A 17,533-nucleotide genomic window follows, 5' to 3' on the forward strand; every position below is an offset into this window, starting at 1 on the left:
TCACGGGTGAATGCGATCATGTGAAACTTCTGGGAAGATCGCGGCCCCGCAGGGGCGTTGCCGGACAATCCGGTCCCCTTCGCGGCCGCCCGGCCGGTACCGGGCAGCCGCGGGCGGGACACCGGACCCTCCTGCGGAGGTGTGCCGGGTCAGTCGACCTCCGCCACCGCCTGGGCGAACTGCGCCGCGTACAACCGCGCATAAGCGCCCTCGGCGGCCAGCAGTTCACTGTGCGTGCCCTGCTCCACGATCGAGCCGGACTCCATCACCAGGATCACGTCCGCGTCGCGGATCGTGGACAGCCGGTGGGCGATGACGAAGCTGGTCCTGCCGTGCGCCAAGGTCGCCATGGCGCGCTGGATCAGCACCTCGGTACGGGTGTCGACCGAACTGGTCGCCTCGTCCAGGACGAGGATCACCGGGTCGGACAGGAACGCGCGCGCGATGGTGATGAGCTGCTTCTCCCCCGCGCTGACCCCCGAGCCCTCGTCGTCGATCACCGTGTCGTAGCCGTCCGGGAGGGTGCGGATGAACCGGTCGGCGTGCGCGGCGCGCGCCGCCTCCTCGATCTGCTCCTGGGTACGGCCCTCGGAGCCGTAGGCGATGTTCTCCGCGATGGTGCCGCCGAAGAGCCAGGTGTCCTGCAGCACCATGCCGATGCCGGAGCGCAGGTCCTCGCGGGACATCGCGGCGATGTCGACCCCGTCCACGGTGATCCGGCCGGAGGTCACCTCGTAGAACCGCATCAACAGGTTGACCAGCGTGGTCTTGCCGGCGCCGGTCGGACCGACGATCGCGACGGTGTGGCCGGGCTCCACGCACAGCGACAGGTCCTCGATCAGCGGCTTGTCCGGCTCGTACCGGAAGGCGACCTTCTCCAGCGCGACCCGGCCGAGCTGCTCCTCCGGCCGGACGGCGTCGACCGGGTCCGGGCCCTGCTCGGGCGCGTCCAGCAGTTCGAAGACCCGCTCGGCCGAAGCGACCCCGGACTGCACCAGGTTGGACATGCTCGCCACCTGCGTGAGCGGCTGGCTGAACTGCCGGGAGTACTGGATGAACGCCTGGACGTCGCCGATGGACAGCGCCCCGCTCGCGACCCGCAACCCTCCGACGACCGCCACCAGCACGTAGTTGATGTTCCCGATGAACATCATCGCGGGCTGGATGATCCCGCTGATGAACTGCGCCTTGAAACCGGTCCGGTAGAGCGCCTCGTTCTGCTCCCGGAACGCCTCGGCCGACTCGTCCTGCCGTCCGAACACCTTCACCAGCGAGTGGCCGGTGTACATCTCCTCGATGTGCGCGTTGAGTTTGCCGGTGGTCTTCCACTGCTGGACGAACTGCGGCTGCGCGCGCTTGCCGACCGCGGTCGCCACGACCACCGAGACCGGCACCGTCACCAGCGCGACCAGCGCCAGCAGCGGCGAGATCCAGAACATCATCACCAGCACACCGACGATGGTGAGCAGCGAGTTCACGATCTGGCCCATGGTCTGCTGCAGCGTCTGAGCTATGTTGTCGATGTCGTTGGTGGCCCGGCTGAGCACCTCACCGCGCGGCTGCTGGTCGAAGTACGACAGCGGCAGCCGCGACAGCTTCGCCTCGATGTCCTCGCGCAGCCGGTAGACGGTGCGCTGGATGATGCCGGTGGCGGTGCGCATCTGCACGAGGCTGAAGAGCCCCGCGGCCACGTAGATGCCCAGGACGGTCAGCAGCACGCTGCCCACCGCCCCGAAGTCGATGCCCTGGCCCGGGGTGAAGTCCACCGCCGACAGCAGGTCGGCGACCTGGCCCTGGCCGTGCTGCCGCAGGTTCTCGATCGCCTGCGCCTTGGTGGTGCCGGCCTCGTACCGCTCGCCGATCACCCCGGCGAAGATCAGGTCGGTGGCGTGGCCCAGGATCTTGGGGCCCAGCACGGAGAGCGTCACGCTCGCGGTGCCCAGCAGCAGCACCAGGGAGAGGAAGAGCCGGTCCGGGCGCATCAGGCGGATCAGCCGCCGGAACGAGCCCTTGAAGTCCATCGACCGTTCGACCGGCCCGCCGCCCATGAAGCGCGCGGGCCCGGCCATCGGGGCGGGACCGCGGCGGGGCGCGGATTTCGCCGGGGTGGTCATGCTGCCTCCTGCTCGGTGAGCTGGGAGAGCACGATCTCCCGGTAGGTCGGGTTCTCGGCCATGAGTTCGCTGTGCGTTCCGGTGCCCACCACCTGGCCCTCGTCGAGGACGATGATGCGGTCGGCGTCCCGGATGGTGCTCACCCGCTGCGCGACGATCACGACGGTGGCCTCGGCGGTCTCCCGGCCGAGCGCCGCGCGCAGCGCCGCGTCCGTCGCGTAGTCGAGCGCGGAGAAGGAGTCGTCGAAGAGGTAGATCTCGGGCCGGCGCACCAGCACCCGCGCGATGGCGAGCCGTTGGCGCTGCCCGCCGGAGACGTTGGTGCCGCCCTGCGCGATCGGGGCGTCCAGGCCGCCGTCCAGGTTCTCCACGAAGTCGCGGGCCTGCGCGACCTCCAGCGCGTGCCACAGCTCCTCGTCGGTCGCGTCGGGCTTGCCGTAGCGCAGGTTGCTCGCGACGGTCCCGGAGAACAGGTACGGCCGCTGCGGCACGAGACCGACGGTCTCGGCGAGCAGGGCCGGGGCCAGGTCCCGGACGGAAGCACCGTCGACGAGCACCTCGCCGCCGGTCGCGTCGTAGAGCCGTGGGACGAGCCCCAGCAGGGTGCTCTTGCCGCTGCCGGTCGACCCGATCACCGCGGTCGTCTCCCCGGGCCTGGCGACCAGGTCGACACCGCGCAGCACCGCCGCCTCGGCGCCCGGGTAGCTGAAGTCGGCGCCGCGCAGCTCCAGATGGCCGTGCCGGAGCAGCTTCGTCACGGGGGTGAGCGGCGGAACGACGCTGGAGTCGGTCGCGAGCACCTCCTCGATGCGCTCGGCGCAGACCTCGGCGCGCGGCACCATCATGAACATGAAGGTGGCCATCATGACGGACATCAGGATCTGCATCAGATAGCTGAGGAACGCGGTCAGGGCGCCGATCTGCATGCTGCCGCTCGCGATCCGGTGTGCGCCGAACCACATCACCGCGACGCTGGAGACGTTCACCACCGTCATGACGACGGGGAACATCAGTGCCATCAGCCGTCCGGTCTGCAGCGACACATCCGTCAGCTCGTCGTTCGCGGCGGCGAAGCGCCGCTTCTCGTAGTCGTCCTTCACGAACGCCCGGATCACCCGGATGCCGGTGATCTGCTCGCGCAGTACGCGGTTCACCGTGTCGACGCGGACCTGCATGGTGCGGAACAGCGGCCGCATCCGGCGGACGATCAGCCCGATGAGGACGCCGAGCACCGGCACCACGGCCAGCAGCAGTGAGGACAGCGGCACGTCCTGGCCGAGCGCCATGATGATCCCGCCGACGCACATGATCGGCGCCGACACCATCAGGGTGAACGTCATCAGCACCAGCATCTGGACCTGCTGGACGTCATTGGTGGTGCGGGTGATCAGCGAGGGGGCGCCGAAGTGCCCGACCTCGCGTGCGGAGAAGCTCTGCACCCGGTCGAAGATGGACGCCCGGAGGTCCCGCCCGACGGCCATGGCCGTCCTGGCGCCGTAGAACACGGCGCCGACCGCGCACACCACCTGGAGCACGGTCACCGCGATCATGATGCCGCCGAGCCGCAGGATGTATCCGGTATCGCCCTTGACGACACCGTTGTCAATGATGTCGGCGTTGAGGGTGGGGAGGTAGAGCGTGGCGATGGTCTGCACGAGCTGGAGCAGCACGAGCAGGGTGATGGGCCGCTGGTACGGGCGCAGATGACTGCGCAGGATTCGGATCAGCACACGGAATCTCTCAGAGTCGGCTTGATCGGCGAGCGATCCTATCTTCCGACATCCGACGTCCGCATTCGTTTAAACCTCGGCAAAGGCCCCGGGGTGGGTCTGCTCCCGAACAGTTGTGTACTGCTGGCGTATCGCCTGCCCCACGGGCTGGTCGTCGCCCGGTTCCAGCACCTGGTGCGCGCCACCGCGCCAGGCCGGCGGCGCCTGCGCCGTCTCGGAGCCGAGCACCACGCCCAGCGACCACGCGGCCTGCCGGGCCGCGCCCACCGCGGCGTAGTCCCCCGGCTCCGGCACGACCACCTGCGCCTCGAAGAGCGCCGGTGCGATCACCCGCACGGCGGGCAGCTCGGCGGCGGCTCCCAGCAGGAAGACCCGCCGCACCGCGACCCCGCGCCCGCGCAGCACGTCCAGCGCGTCCGCGAGCCCGCACAGCATGCCCTCGAACGCGGCCCGCGCCAGGTGCTCCGGCTTCATGCTCTCGCGCCGCAGCCCGGTCAGGGTGCCGGCGGAGTGCGGCAGGTTCGGAGTGCTCTCGCCCTCCAGGTACGGCAGCAGCACCAGGCCGTACGCGCCCGGGGTGGAGCTCAGGGCCAGGTCCGACAGGCCCGCGAGGTCCGTGCCGAGCAGCTCGGCGGTCGCGCGCAGCACGCGCACCGCGTTGCGGGTCCTGAGCAGCGGAAGATGACGCCCGGTGGCGTCCGCGAAGGAGGTGATGGTCCCGGAGAGGTCCGTCAGCGGTTCGCCGTGCACCGCGAAGACGGTGCTGGCGGCGCCCAGCGAGACCACCGCGTCACCAGGGCCGACGCCCAGGCCGAGCGCGGCCGCCATCGTGTCGCCGGTCCCGGCCGAGATCAGCAGCCCCTCGGGGGTCTGGCCGGCCGGCTCCGCCGGACCCAGTACGTGCGGCAGTGCCACCCGGTGGCCGAGCGCCAGCTCCACCAGATCGTGCCGGTACTCCCCTGCCGCGGCCGACCAGTACCCCGTGCCGGACACGTCACCGCGGTCGGTCGTGCGCCGCTGCGGCCGGCCCAGCAGCTGCCAGACCAGCCAGTCGTGCGGCAGCAGCACCTCGGCGGTGCGCTGCGCCGTCGCCGGTTCGTGCTGCGCCAGCCAGCGCAGTTTCGCCACCGGGTACGAGGCCTGCGGCACCGACTGGACGGCTTGCGCCCACTTCGCCGGCCCGCCGAGCTCCGCCGTCAGATCCGCGGCCTGCGGCTGGGCCCGCTTGTCACCTCGCAGGAGCGCCGGGCGGACCAGCACCCCACCGGCGTCGAGCGCCAGCAGGCCCTGCTGCTGCCCGGATATACCGATCGCCTGGACACCCTCGAGCAGGCCGTCCTTGGCCGCCTCACCGAGCGACAGCAGCCAGGACTGCGGGTCGCTCTCGGTCGGTTTCCCCGACGTCGCGGCCTCGCCCTCGACGGGATGGGGCGCGTACCCCTGCCGGAGCACCTCACCGGTGTCCGTGTCGCACACGACGACGGTGGTCCCTGCGGTCGAGCTGTCGATGCCCGCGACTTTCCCCATAGGGGGAGATGATGCCGCACGGCACCGTCAGGTGTTCGAGGTACCCCAGTCGTCCTCGGAGTGACCCCGCTCGCGCAGCGCCTTGACCCGCGCGGTCACGGACTCGGGCATCTTGTCGCCGACCTTGGACCCGACGGCGTCGGCGGCCTTCACCGCGACCCCGCGGCCGGTCTGGGCGGCGCTCTCGGCGGCGTTGCGCACCGCCGGGTTCTGCGCGATCCGCTGGGCGCTCTTGCGCAGCTGCTCGTACCGCTCCCGCCCGGCCCGCGCTCCCAGCACGTACCCGACGACGGCTCCGGTGATGAACGACAGCCGGTAGCGCATGGGCTCCACCCTTCCTCGTACTCGTAGCGAGTCCGGCCCGGCGGGCCGTCCTGTGGACTGTGCTTCGCGCCTACCCGCTGTAGCCGGACGACAACCCCGGCGATAGGGGTTGGCGGAGCACCCCCCCACTTGCGCTAATGTATGTCTCGCAGCGAGCGCGCGCCGTCCGGTTGGTCCGGACGTGGGCGTTCCTCGATGCACACAGCGCAATCCCCTGTAGCTCAATTGGCAGAGCAGCCGGCTGTTAACCGGCAGGTTACTGGTTCGAGTCCAGTCGGGGGAGCGCGGTCCCCTGTAGCTCAATTGGCAGAGCATTCGGCTGTTAACCGGAGGGTTACTGGTTCGAGTCCAGTCGGGGGAGCCAACGACAAGAGGACCCCGTTGGGGTCCTCTTTCGCATTCCGGGAACCACCCGGCCCCTGATCGAAGTCCACTCAGTGATGCGTCTGTGACCCGCGAGGGCGACAGATCGTATGAGCGGCTATGCTGCGGCAGACGGCGCGTAAGACTGTCGTACGGGGCGGTAGCTCAGCCGGTTAGAGCAGCGGACTCATAATCCGTCGGTCGTGGGTTCGAGTCCCACCCGCCCCACAACAGACATGCCCTGACCTGCGGAAACGTTCCTTCCGAGGTGTTGGAGCGTCAACTCCGGTTCAACGGACCGAATCCGCTGTTCGGGAGTTCGACTGCAGAGCGGGCCAAGCGCCTGACACTCGCCTGACCTGCCCAGATACCGCGAACCACTGTCGAGGTGAGTCGCCGCGAGCGGCCAACAGACGCCCGGAACCGTAGATTCGGGACGCTGGCAGGACGCGGGTATCAGGAAGTGCGGTTCGAGGACATCGGCCGCCGGACCTCTTGCCGCTCCTCGATTTCGGACTGCTTCCGCTCGGCGGCGCACTGTTGACGCCCCAGAACGATGCCGTGCCCCTTGGGCCTCCTTCGTAGTCTTCGGTCGATGGAAGAGATGAAACGGCCCCAAGAGGGTGCTCTTGCGGTGGGTGACGGCCTGGGTTGCGGCGTCGATCTGGGTGGTGGCGGTGCCGTTGTGGTCGGTGAGCAGGAAGGTGATCTTCCCGCCGGTGCGCATGGCGACGGTTTGGCCGGCGAAGTCGTAGTAGCGGGTGCCGACCTTGGTGCCGTTGGGCTTGAGGAGGAGTTCGTTGCCACCGGGCAGGTACAGGGTGGTTCCGGTGGAGTCCTTGCGGAGCAGTCGTTGGCCATCGGGGTAGTAGGTGTAGCTGGTGCTGCTGGTGCCCTGGGTGACTTTCGCGAGGTGGTCCTCGGCGTCCCAGGTCAGGTCTTGCTGGGCACTGGTGCCGGTTTTGCGGGTTCTGGTGTTACCGGCGGGGTCGTAGGTGTAGTGGGTGACGTCGATGCGTGCTGGGGCCAGGTCCCGGTCGGTGGTCTGGTCGGCCAGGGCGCCGGTGTGGTCGTCGTAGGTGCTCGTGGTGTGGATCTTCTTGCCGAAGCCGCCGAAGTCCTTGAGGGAGGGGCGGCCGTAGGCGGCGTAGACGGTGTTGGAGACCAGGGAGTCGTCGCCGTCTCCCGCGCGCAGGGTGACGGGCAGGCTCGCGTGGTAGCTGTAGGCGGTGAGGACGTCTTCCTCGGGCCGTCCGCCCAGAGCCGGCTGGGAGGTCGTCTTGAGCTGACCGGTGGGGTAGTACTCGGCCGACCAGGCATAGGTGTTGGCCAGTCCCTGGTTTCGACGCCGAATCGGCGCGCGATCACCGCTGTGGTGCGTCCTGCACCGTCGTAGACGGTGTCGGCGGAGGACGGGTATTTCAGTTCCTGTCCGGTGACCAGGGCCGGTTGGGGACTCCCGGTGGCGAAGTAGGTACCGGAGGAGCGCCAGGCCAGGCCGCGGGTGTCGTAGAACGTCTCGGTCACCGTGCGTCCGGAGTCGTCCGCAGCCGGCGCCTGGGTCTGGACCGGACGCAACAGGCCGTCGGATATGGCGTAGGACGTCTGATAGATGTCGCCGTTGTGCGTCAGGGCGCTGGTGGTGACGATGACGGGCCCGGTGTTGCGGACGAGGTAGTGGGCCAGTCGTCTACCGCTACGACCCGGCAGTCTCCCCCGACGGGCTGAGGGGCTCCGAGGGAACCTCCAACCTGTATACCTTCCTCTATGTCCAGGCCCTCGCCAAGGCCGGCCGCATCCACCAAGCTCGGTACGCGTTCGACAATATGCTCGCCTACGCCAACCATGTCGGTCTGTTCGCCGAGGAGATCGGACCGTCTGGCGAGTAGCTCGGCAGTTTCCCCCAGGCATTCACCCACCTGGCGCTCATCGACGCCGCCATGACGCTCGGCGAGGAGCTCGACCGGGCCGCGGGACGGGCGGGCTGACAGCATCGGCCAGAGTTTCGGCAATCAGAGCATGGCTTCCGAAAATTTCAGTCTCGCTCAAGATCTCGAACCTGTGGGAGCTCATATACGAGGACAGGCGTCCGGTTCCGGAGCGGGGTTTGGAGTGCCGTGAGAAACGGCCGCGCTGTCCTGCATGGATGTTCCTGCGCTTCCGCAACGGACTGCGTGGAGCCGTCCACTTCAATCCCTCCGTCAGCGCGCACCCGGCCAAGGCGGAGAGCGGTGAGCACACGGCCTTGAAGGAGGGCATCGCCACGACCGGTGGGACGCGAAGGCTTCCAAGTCGTGGTAGGGGACCGCTCCGCGCCCGGCGATCGGCGTGACCGTTATCGGAACCGTTGCGATTGCCTGGGAGATTCGAGTGTCGGCCATTTCGAAACACCTGGCGGGACACAGAGCCCGGTCGCCCGACGGGACGGGCTTGTGCCGTCATGGACGACGACGGCGAGGAAACTATCCGAGGTGCTTCACGTCGCCTCGTGGTCGCTGATCGTGCCCCGGCCGGCCGTGGCAGGAGATCCACGTGGCAGGTGGAGTACGGCCATTTGACATGATCCGCCGCTCCCGAATCCCCGGTCCGTGTCCGGTGAAGAAGACCGGCAGGCGCAGCGACTTCCACGGTGTCTGGGAGGTGTACAACCCCGCGCTGGACGATCTGGTCCGCGCCCCCGACGCAGCCCGTCGCAACCGTATTAAGCTTCAGCTAATAGTCAGCTGGCGCATTGTGTCGTTCCATGCGCAAGTTCTCATCACCGAGGAAAAGAGGCCGCCGTGGGTGACGCCATTGGGCAGATGCTGGTCCCCGCGGTCGGTATTGCCGTCAGTCCGATTCCGCTGATCGCCATTGTGCTGATGTTGGCCACACCGCGTGGGCGCCTCAACGGGACTGCGTTCGCCGCGGCGTGGATGGTCACCCTGGCTGTGGTCAGCGTCATCGTGGTGCTGGCCGGGAGTGGGGCCGACGCACGCGTCAGCAACGACCCGGCGAGGTGGACCTCGTGGGTCAAGCTGGCGCTGGGAATCCTATTGCTCCTGCTCGCGGGGATGCAGTGGCGCGGCCGGCCGCAGGATGGCCAGAAGGCACAGTTGCCCAGATGGATGGAGTCCATCGAAGCCTTCTCGCCGGCCAAGTCTGCTCTGCTGGCTGCCGCGCTGGTCGGGGTGAGTCCGAAGAACCTGATCCTGGCGGTCGGCGGCGCGTTGTCGATCGCGTCGAGCTCGGCCACAAGTGGCGGCAAAACGGTGGCCATCGGGCTGTTCGTGCTGATCGGCTCACTGTGTGCCTTGGTACCGCTGGGTGTCTTCCTGCTCGGTGGCGATCGTGCGGTCACGATTTTGCAGTCCTGGAAGACATGGATGGCAGCCCACAACGCCGCGATCACGGCGGTGCTACTCATCGTATTGGGCACCAAGTTCGCCGGCGATGCCATCAGCGCGCTGACCTAGCCCAGCCGGCCGTCGCTGAAGGCCCGCATCTCGATGTCGGCGAGTTGCCTGTCTCCGGGCGCTGTACGACTGTGGCTGGAGGGGTGCCCCACGACGCCGCGGAGGCCGACGTGATCGTCTCAGCAGGAACCCTGGCACGGATTCTGCGGCAGTACCTCACCTGGGGGTCGTGAACACGATGGAAAAACTGCCGGTCGGAGAGCACAACATGGCCGTGCGCGTCGTGCGTCCTCGGCGCCGGTTGCGCGCTGGGCTCACCCAGTTGATCTGCTCGGGCGCGGGGCTGCTCCTCGGTCTGCTCGTCCCGAGAGTGGACGGCGGACTGCGGGTCGACGCCACCCGCACGGTCGAGGTCCTGGTCACCGTGGCTCTTGCCGTCGTGGGCGTGGCCAGTCTGATCTTCTCGCTGCTCTTCTTGGTGGTGCAGTGGGCCGCAGGGAGCTTCACTCCGCGCCTGGCGCTCTTCCGTACCGATCCGACGGTGTGGCGGACCTTCGGCTTCGTCATGGGACTGCTCGTCTACAGCACCAGTGCGACCCTGGCCATCGGCGCGAAGCCCGACATCTCCGTTCTGGTTCCGGTCCTGGCACTGGTGCTGACCCTTGTCGCCCTCGGCCTCGTACGGAACCTTCAAGTGCGCGCCTTCGAGTCGATCCAGCTCGCCCACGTCCTGGCGATTACGACGCAGCGTGCGCACGAGATCGTGGACGCCTTCTACCCCGATGGCGGCATCGGGCGTTCCCAGGGCGAGAGCGATCAGCCGCGCTTGCCGCCATTGCTTTCCACGGTGAAATGGCCCGGCATCACCACCATCGTGGAGCAACTCGACATCCTTAACCTGATGACGGCCGCGTCCAGAGCCGGATCCGTAGTGGTGATGCGGGTGGCGGTCGGCGCGACCATTCAGCACGGCACCACCCTGGCGGAAATCCGGGGGGGAGACCTGGTCGACGGCGAGGTGGTGCAAGCGGTCATCGCAGGGCGGGAGCGGACCTTCCGCCAGGACCCGACCTTCGCATTCCGTCTGCTGTCCGACATCGGTCTGCGAGCACTTTCGCCGGCTGTCAACGATTCCGCGACCGCGGTGCAGGTACTGGACGCCATGGAAGGCCTGCTCGGCCGCCTCGTCAGAACCGCCCCGGGCGCGTTCACGGACAGCGACGACAATGTCCTCGTGATTCTGAAACTACCGGTTTGGAAGGACTTCGTCAGGGTCGGCTTGGACGACCTGCTCGCCGCGGGAACCACGTCACCCATGGTCCTGCTGCGTGCCCGCGCGTTGCTGCTGGCGCTGTTGGCGGCCCCGGCACCACCGCACCGTCTGGCGCCCCTGTCTTCTCGGCTCGCCTGGATCGAGAAGGAGCTCTCCGACCGCTACCCGCTCATCTGGCAGGAAGCGGCTGACGAGGCCACCGAAGGCTGAGGCCGCTTCATACATGCGGCGTAGTGAGTCAACGACCCGAGAGCATCGCTTGCTGCAGGCTCCCACGCCGCCGCCTTGGCGTCGGAATTCCTCCGGAGTTACGCCGTCCGGGCCTTCGCGCGCCGACTGATCGAGCGCGTGTCGCGGTGGGAGGTTATGTTGGGTCAGCGGACTGGTGGGAATGATTCGTGCCTCGTAAGGAGACCTCATGGCCACGCCTGCATCAGGATCAGTGCGACCGGGAATCATGCTGGGTTCAACGAGTGAGTTCAGTCTGTTCTTCGCGATCAGGGATGGGCATCTCGATGAGCTGCGGGAAGCACTCACGCGCCTTGCTGAAGCTCCCGGATATAGGCCTGGTGACCATAATCTGCCCATCGCGACGATCCACGAGGCCAGATTCGTCATTTTCGACGACGACACGCGTCTGCTGTTCGCGACGAGTTTCGACGGTCCCTGGGATGCGTACATCGACGACTTCGCGTCAAAACCGCTGGCGCTCTTCGACAGCATCTTCAAGCATCTGGAGGGCTACAGGGGCGCCTCGGATGCCGCGGAACTCAAAGAGTTCATCGAAGGACACCAGGTCACGGCGACCGCGTACGCACGCAATTACGGCGGGACGGTGAAGGAGATCCGAAGGGCTGGACGTGTCGACGCCGCGTTCCAGCGGGTGCTCGACGACCCCGCGGCGGAACAAGCCCTGCAGGACCCCGCGCTCAATCCACTGCTCGGCGAGGCCTCCCAATAGCACCCGCCTGTCCCTGGCTGCATGTGTCAACCATTCGACCGGTTCGTTTCGGGACGCGCTGGGATGCTCTGGAGGTCTAGATGTCGGATCACGTATCCGGTCCGCGCGCACTGGAGAACCCCGTCGCGGACATCACCGATTTCTACGCCTTTCCCAGTCCGGAGCGCGCCGGCCACCTCGTTCTGGTGATGAACACCCTGCCATTCGCCCCCTCCGATGGCCGGTTCTCCGAGGGATTGGTCTACCGGTTCCGCCTGCGGTCGGCCGATCTGGGCGGGCCCGCCCAGCCGGTGTCTCTGACCGCCGGAGTTGCGGAGTTCACTTTCGACTGCGTCTTCTCCGTCGCCGAGCAGAACGGCGAGGGGCCGGCCCGGCAGGACGGCACGTGCACCACCCCGAACGGGGAGGTCGTGCCCTTTCGCGTGGACGAGGAGCACCCGGTCGCCGTCCACGGCGTGCGGGTTTTCGCCGGGCCCCGATGGGATCCCTTCTTCCTTGACGCACCGGCGGCCCTGAAGACGCTCGCCACCGGGAAATTGGCTTTCACCGAGCCGGGATCGATCTTCCTCGACGGCAAGAACGTGCTCAGCCTGGTCCTGGAGATCGACTGTGCCCTGCTGCTCGGCGGCGTCGAGGTGCTCGCCGTGGTCGCGGAGACCCTGACCCGCGGACCGGTCAGCATCCGGGTGGAACGGGTCGGTCGGCCGGAGGTCAAGAACCTGATTTTGTCCCCGACACAGTTCGACCAGGTCAACCGCAGCCTGGAGATCCGCGACCTCTACAACATGGAGGACGCCTTCAACCTGTCGGAGAACTACGAGGAGGCCTATCGCGCCCGTCTCGACGCGAACCTGGCCTACTGGGACACCTTCGATGACGACGTCAGCTGGGCCGCGCTCGAGACCGGGGCGCATCCGCTGACCGAGTTCGTCCTGGCCGACTACCTCGTGGTCGACATCGGACAGCCCTACGTGGAGCAGGGGTCATTCCTGGAGATCGAGTCCGCGGTGCTGGCCGGGCGCATTCATCAGACGTGTGGCGGGCGGGCGCTGAACGATGACGCGATGGACACCTTGTTCACGCTCCTGGTGAACGGCGGCAAGGGGGAACGGATCCGGGACGGCGTCGACCAGGCCAGTCATCCGGCAACGACGACGTTCCCCTATCTCGCCGCTCCCAACCCGCGACCCCCCGAGCCGCCGGGCCACCACCACCTACCCCTGAAGGACCAATGAGCACGCCTTCAGCAGATGAGTACGTCGCACTGGAGTGGGACGACATCCAGAGCGGGGCGCTGCACGAGCGCCCGTCCCCGTACGTCGGCCGCTACGTGCTCATCCGCATCGACGACCCCGCAGCCGGTCGTGAACTGGTCCGGCGGCTGCTTCCCGCGATCGAAGCAGGCCATCCGACCGCCGATCCCGCCCGCGACGCCTGGATCACGGTCGCCTTCACCTACCAGGGCTTGCGCGCCCTGGGTGTCCCGTCCGACTCGCTCGACAGCTTCGCGCCCGAGTTCCGGGCGGGTATGGCCGCGCGGGCAGCAGAGTTGGGGGACGTCGGTGAGAGCGATCCCGGCAACTGGGAGCAGCCGCTCGGCACCCCGGCCGTGCACATCGCGCTGGCCGCGCTGTCGCCCGACAGTGTGAGATTGACCAAGGTCATGGAACGGGCGCAGCAGGCTTACGGGCAGCTGCCGGGCATCGAGGTGATCTGGCGGCAGGACTGCTACCAACTGGAGACGGGGCGGACCTCGTTCGGTTTCCGTGACGGGATCGGTCAGCCCGCCGTGGAGGGGACCGGGAAGAACACCAACCCGCACGAGGCACCCATCAAGGCCGGCGAGTTCCTCCTCGGCTATCCCGACGAGACGGGTGCGCTGCCGCCGATGCCCTCCCCGGACGTCCTAGGCCGGAACGGCACCTACCTGGTCTTCCGGAAGTTGCACACGCGGGTCGCCGCCTACCGTCAGTACCTGCACGACCAGGCGTCCAGCCGTGCGGAAGAGCGCCTGCTCGCCGCGAAGACGGTCGGCCGCTGGCCCAGCGGCGCGCCGCTGAGCCTGAGCCCGGACCAGGACGATCCAGAGCTCGGCGCGGATCCGGACCGCAACAACCGATTCAGTTACCACGACGACCTGGACGGTTTCAAATGCCCGGCCGGTGCCCACGCGCGGCGCGCCAACCCGAGGGGCGCGCTGGACCATGAGAACAGCGTCAACGTCCGGCTGCACCGCATGATCCGTCGCAGCACCAGCTACGGACCCTCGCTCCCGGAAGGAGTGCGGGAGGACGACGGCGCCGACCGGGGCATCGTCTTCGTCTGCGTCGGCGCCCATCTCAAAAGGCAGTTCGAGTTCGTGAAGACGCAGTGGCTGAACGACGGAATCTTCATCGGCGCGCCGCAGGAGGCGGATCCGCTGGTCGGACGCTCCGACACCCCGGGCGTGTTCACCATCCCGCGGCGGCCGGTGCGAAGGAGGCTGCGGAACCTGCCGCCGTTCGTCGTCACGCGCGGTGGAGAGTACTTCTTCGTCCCCGGCCTGCGGGCCCTTCGCTGGCTCTCGGAACTCGACAGTTGACCTGCGGTCGAACCGCACGAAGGAGCGACAGTGACCACGCAACCGAACCGTTCCGACCGGTGGGCCGCCATGGGTTTCACCCCGGCGGCAGCAGACGTCGACGAACCGGACCAGCCCGTCCTGGTCGAGTACCTCTCGGACGGAAAGATCGCCCTGATCACCCTGAACCGGCCTGAGGCCGACAACGCGATCACGACCGCGATGGGTACCCGGCTGACCGAGATCCTGGAGACCGTCGCCGTCCGCGCTCAGGTCCGCGTCGCCGTCGTCACCGGCGCCGGCGACCGCGCGTTCTCCATCGGCAGCGACCTCAGTCAGCGCAAGCAGATGACCAAGGAGGACTGGCTGCGCCAACGTCAGGACTTCGACCGGGTCCTCTACACGCTGAGGCAACTGCGCAAACCGATCTTCGCCGCGGTCAACGGGCTGGCCTTCGGCGGCGGTTCCGAACTCGCGCAGAGCACGGACTTCATCATCGCCGCCGACAACGCCGTGTTCGGCCAGCCGGAAGCGATGATCGGATTGTCCGCCGGCGGCGGCTCGCCGGTGCTGCTGCCCCGCGTCCTGCCCCGCGGCAAGGCCCTGCAAATGCTGATGACGGGCGAATCGGTCTCCGCGCAGGAGGCCTACCGGCTGGGGATGGCCAACGAGGTACACCCGCAAGCCGATCTCATGGCGGCGGCCCTCAAGATCGCCGAGAGGATCGCCAACAACTCACCCACAGCGGTGCAGGCGGTCAAACGGGCCGTCCGTATGAGTGACGGCGAACCGCTCGAGCAGGCGATCTCGATCATGATGGAGGCGCACTGGCGATCCGCGGTCCACCCCGACCGCGTCGAAGGGATCGCAGCGTTCATCGAAGACCGTGAGCCCCATTTCCAGGACCCGGACTACTGACATGCCCTGCCTCGCGCGGGCGTGTTCCGACAGGTACCCCGAAGGAAGTGACCAACATGGCCGCACCGCGAAGCCGTGAACAAGCACGCTCGGACCTCGTCATGATCCAACCCGAGCCGTTCAACGCCGAGGCCCCACGGCAGGGGCTGTCCTCGGACATCACCCCGGTCGGCCAGCACTACGTGCGCAGCAACTTCGCACTGCCCGCCCACGACGGCGTGCTGAGGATCGATGGCGCGGTCCGACACACGAGCGAGCTCACGCTCGACGACCTGCGCGCGATGCCCAGCATCCAACGAACCGTCACCCTGGAATGCGCCGGAAACGGACGCCTGGCGCAAAGTCCGCTACCGGTGGGCGAGCCCTGGGGCGGCTGGGCGGTGTCGACCGCCCGATGGACCGGCACCCTGCTCCACGAGGTACTGCGCCAGGCAGGCCCGGCCGACGACGCGGTCGAGGTCATCTTCCACGGCGCGGACCACGGTCCGTACTACCAGTTCGAGGACCTCAAGTACGCCCGGTCGCTTCCCTTCGCGCACACCATGGACCCGGACGCCGAGATCCTCATCGCCTACGACATGAACGACGAACCGCTCAACGCCGACCACGGCGCACCGTTCCGGCTGATCGTCCCCAACTGGTACGGAGTCGCGTCGGTGAAGTGGCTCGACCGGATCGAGGTCGTGACCCGGCCTTACGAAGGCGAGTTCCAGACCGGCCACTACATGTACGAGTGGGCGGACCAACCGCACGAACCGGTCACCTTGATGCGCGTACGGGCCCGCATCACCGACCCGGAACCAGGGCAGAACCTCCCTCTTGGCCCGTGCCGCGTCAAAGGCAAGGCATGGAGCGGCACTGGGCCGATCACCCGCGTCGAGGTCAGTCTGACCGGCGAGGGAGAGTGGTATCCCGCCCACGTCGAACCCGCAGACTCCCCCTACCAGTGGCAGGACTGGCACTTCGACTGGGTCCCCACCACAGTCGGGCGGCACACGCTGCGCGCCCGCGCGACCGACGCCGCCGGCAACGTCCAACCCGAAGTCCCGCCATGGAACCGCCTGGGCTACGGCAACAACGGCGTCGAGGTTCAGTTCGTCCAGGTCGTGTGAGACACGCCCCGTGACCCCGGTTTCATCGTTGGTGTGTGACGGGTGCAGCGCGTCGCGGGTCCTTTGCGGGTGGTCGGCCGGGGCAGCGACGTTGTGCGGGAGTCATGCGGCCTGGGCGAAGGTGTCGGGGGCAGGTTGATGGTGCTGGAGGTGTGGGAGGAGCCGTTTTCCATGACCCGGTGGATCCGCAGGGCCGGGTCGGTGCACTGGTCCAGTTGCCGGAGGAACGCGGTGAACGCTGGCGAGTTGTTGCGCTCGATGCGCTGGGTGAGCCCTGTCCGGTGGCCACGTCCATGGCCGCGACCATGGAGACCGTGCCGTGGCGGCGGTACTCGACCTCGCGGCGCTCCTGGCGTCCAGGGCGGGCGCGCACGGTCGGGTGGCGGCGGGACTTGGCCTCCCGGCCGTGCGAACCCTACGTGCGCCACACCGCGCGATGGTCGAGCACGACGGACAGGACGAGCACATCCCGCTGTGCCGCATCGAAGCCCTCGGCGAGCCCGGCCCGCCGCGCGGTGGGCAGAACGGCGGATTACGTTGACGGCACTGGGCACCCCCGGCGCGCGGCAGGCTCACGAGGTGAACTGATATGCACAGACTCTTTCCATGGCAGCGTGCATCGCATGCGGATCGTCGTGCCCTGCGTACGGATTACGCCGGGGCCGTCTACGGATCGCTCCTGGCCGCCTCCGTGATCGCCGCAGCAAGTAGCGTCGGCGAGTTTCCCCGCCTCGAGACTGTTGTGCTTCTGCTCGTCACCGGGCTGGTGTTCTGGGCCGTCCACGTCTACGCGCGCCTCACCGGCGAGCGGACGGTCGGCCGGAGCATCACCTGGTCCGAGACCTGGCGGATCGGACGCAGTGAGTGGTCCATGGTGGAGGCAGCCGTCCTGCCGAGCGCCGTCGTAGCTCTGAGCCCTGTGCTTGGACTGAGCCTGACGGCCACAGGGTGGACCGCACTCCTCGTCGCTGTGGCGCAGCAGGTGACGTGGAGCTATTTCGGCGCCCTGCACGCCAGTGGGTCTCGTCGCCGAGGGGCAACGGAGGCCGCGGTGAACTTGGTGTTCGGTTTGATCATCGTCGCTGCGAAATCCCTTCTTGGTCACTGACCTCGATCGAGCTCTTCGGCGCTGGCCGGCATCCGACCGCCCAGCGGTGGGCCAGCCGCTACCGCGAGCTATAGGGTCCGTTGCGAAAGTGGATCTTGATCGGTGATGATCATGGTGTGCCACGTGGAGAGCTGACGGATGCACGGTG

The 17,533-nt window shown here is 67.9% G+C and carries 14 protein-coding genes, 3 tRNA genes and 1 pseudogene; 14 read left to right on the forward strand and 4 right to left on the reverse strand.

Annotation, left to right across the window (positions count from 1 at the left end; all coding sequences use genetic code 11):
• Positions 1-149 precede the first annotated feature (149 nt).
• From O3X23_RS18165 to O3X23_RS18180, 4 genes are all read right to left on the reverse strand, one after another.
• The gene (locus O3X23_RS18165; RefSeq protein WP_269272572.1) at positions 150-2,069 is read right to left on the reverse strand and encodes an ABC transporter ATP-binding protein; all 1,920 of its coding nucleotides are present in this window, start codon (positions 2,067-2,069) and stop codon (positions 150-152) included.
• A 41-nt stretch (positions 2,070-2,110) separates the two neighbouring features.
• A complete protein-coding gene (locus O3X23_RS18170; protein ID WP_269272459.1) occupies positions 2,111-3,844 on the reverse strand; it encodes an ABC transporter ATP-binding protein in 1,734 nt (577 codons plus the stop codon).
• 69 nt (positions 3,845-3,913) lie between these two features.
• Entirely contained in the window at positions 3,914-5,371 is a 1,458-nt protein-coding gene (locus O3X23_RS18175; protein ID WP_269272460.1) for an FGGY family carbohydrate kinase, read from the reverse strand.
• A 27-nt stretch (positions 5,372-5,398) separates the two neighbouring features.
• Entirely contained in the window at positions 5,399-5,695 is a 297-nt protein-coding gene (locus O3X23_RS18180; protein WP_269272461.1) for a YtxH domain-containing protein, read from the reverse strand.
• A gap of 210 nt (positions 5,696-5,905) precedes the next feature.
• Between O3X23_RS18180 and O3X23_RS18185 the strand changes: the two genes are divergently transcribed.
• The 14 genes and pseudogenes from O3X23_RS18185 to O3X23_RS18250 all read left to right on the forward strand — a co-directional run bounded on the left by O3X23_RS18185 (position 5,906) and on the right by O3X23_RS18250 (position 17,385).
• Positions 5,906-5,978 (forward strand) — tRNA-Asn (locus tag O3X23_RS18185).
• A 5-nt stretch (positions 5,979-5,983) separates the two neighbouring features.
• Positions 5,984-6,059 (forward strand) — tRNA-Asn (locus O3X23_RS18190).
• Positions 6,060-6,212: 153 nt separating this feature from the next.
• A tRNA-Ile gene (locus O3X23_RS18195) sits at positions 6,213-6,286 on the forward strand.
• 367 nt (positions 6,287-6,653) lie between these two features.
• A complete protein-coding gene (locus tag O3X23_RS18200; RefSeq protein WP_269272462.1) occupies positions 6,654-7,454 on the forward strand; it encodes a hypothetical protein in 801 nt (266 codons plus the stop codon).
• Between the two features lie 280 nt (positions 7,455-7,734).
• Positions 7,735-8,046, forward strand: a pseudogene (locus O3X23_RS18205) (glycoside hydrolase family 15 protein); the annotation flags it as partial.
• A gap of 792 nt (positions 8,047-8,838) precedes the next feature.
• Positions 8,839-9,513, forward strand: a complete 675-nt coding sequence (locus tag O3X23_RS18210) for a GAP family protein (RefSeq protein ID WP_269272463.1) — start codon at positions 8,839-8,841, stop codon at positions 9,511-9,513.
• Between the two features lie 178 nt (positions 9,514-9,691).
• A complete protein-coding gene (locus O3X23_RS18215; RefSeq protein WP_269272573.1) occupies positions 9,692-10,936 on the forward strand; it encodes a DUF2254 family protein in 1,245 nt (414 codons plus the stop codon).
• Between the two features lie 208 nt (positions 10,937-11,144).
• Complete coding sequence (locus O3X23_RS18220) at positions 11,145-11,687, forward strand: hypothetical protein (RefSeq protein WP_269272464.1); 543 nt, start codon at positions 11,145-11,147, stop codon at positions 11,685-11,687.
• Positions 11,688-11,767: 80 nt separating this feature from the next.
• Positions 11,768-12,922 (forward strand): DUF4331 family protein, encoded by a 1,155-nt coding sequence (locus O3X23_RS18225; RefSeq protein ID WP_269272465.1) that lies wholly within the window; start codon positions 11,768-11,770, stop codon positions 12,920-12,922.
• Positions 12,919-14,268 carry a Dyp-type peroxidase gene (locus O3X23_RS18230; RefSeq protein WP_269272466.1) on the forward strand — a complete coding sequence of 450 codons (1,350 nt, stop codon included), beginning with the start codon at positions 12,919-12,921 and terminating at the stop codon, positions 14,266-14,268. The genes O3X23_RS18225 and O3X23_RS18230 overlap by 4 nt, the downstream gene beginning before the upstream one ends.
• Positions 14,269-14,298: 30 nt before the next feature.
• The gene (locus O3X23_RS18235) at positions 14,299-15,165 is read left to right on the forward strand and encodes an enoyl-CoA hydratase/isomerase family protein (protein ID WP_269272467.1); all 867 of its coding nucleotides are present in this window, start codon (positions 14,299-14,301) and stop codon (positions 15,163-15,165) included.
• A gap of 56 nt (positions 15,166-15,221) precedes the next feature.
• Positions 15,222-16,277, forward strand: a complete 1,056-nt coding sequence (locus tag O3X23_RS18240; RefSeq protein WP_138353247.1) for a sulfite oxidase — start codon at positions 15,222-15,224, stop codon at positions 16,275-16,277.
• A 406-nt stretch (positions 16,278-16,683) separates the two neighbouring features.
• The gene (locus tag O3X23_RS18245; protein ID WP_269272468.1) at positions 16,684-16,818 is read left to right on the forward strand and encodes a hypothetical protein; all 135 of its coding nucleotides are present in this window, start codon (positions 16,684-16,686) and stop codon (positions 16,816-16,818) included.
• Between the two features lie 48 nt (positions 16,819-16,866).
• Positions 16,867-17,385 (forward strand): hypothetical protein, encoded by a 519-nt coding sequence (locus tag O3X23_RS18250; protein ID WP_269272469.1) that lies wholly within the window; start codon positions 16,867-16,869, stop codon positions 17,383-17,385.
• Positions 17,386-17,533: the final 148 nt, after the last annotated feature.

Origin of the sequence: Streptomyces sp. H39-S7, assembly GCF_027158205.1 — a bacterium.
Taxonomy (GTDB): Bacteria; Actinomycetota; Actinomycetes; order Streptomycetales; family Streptomycetaceae; genus Actinacidiphila.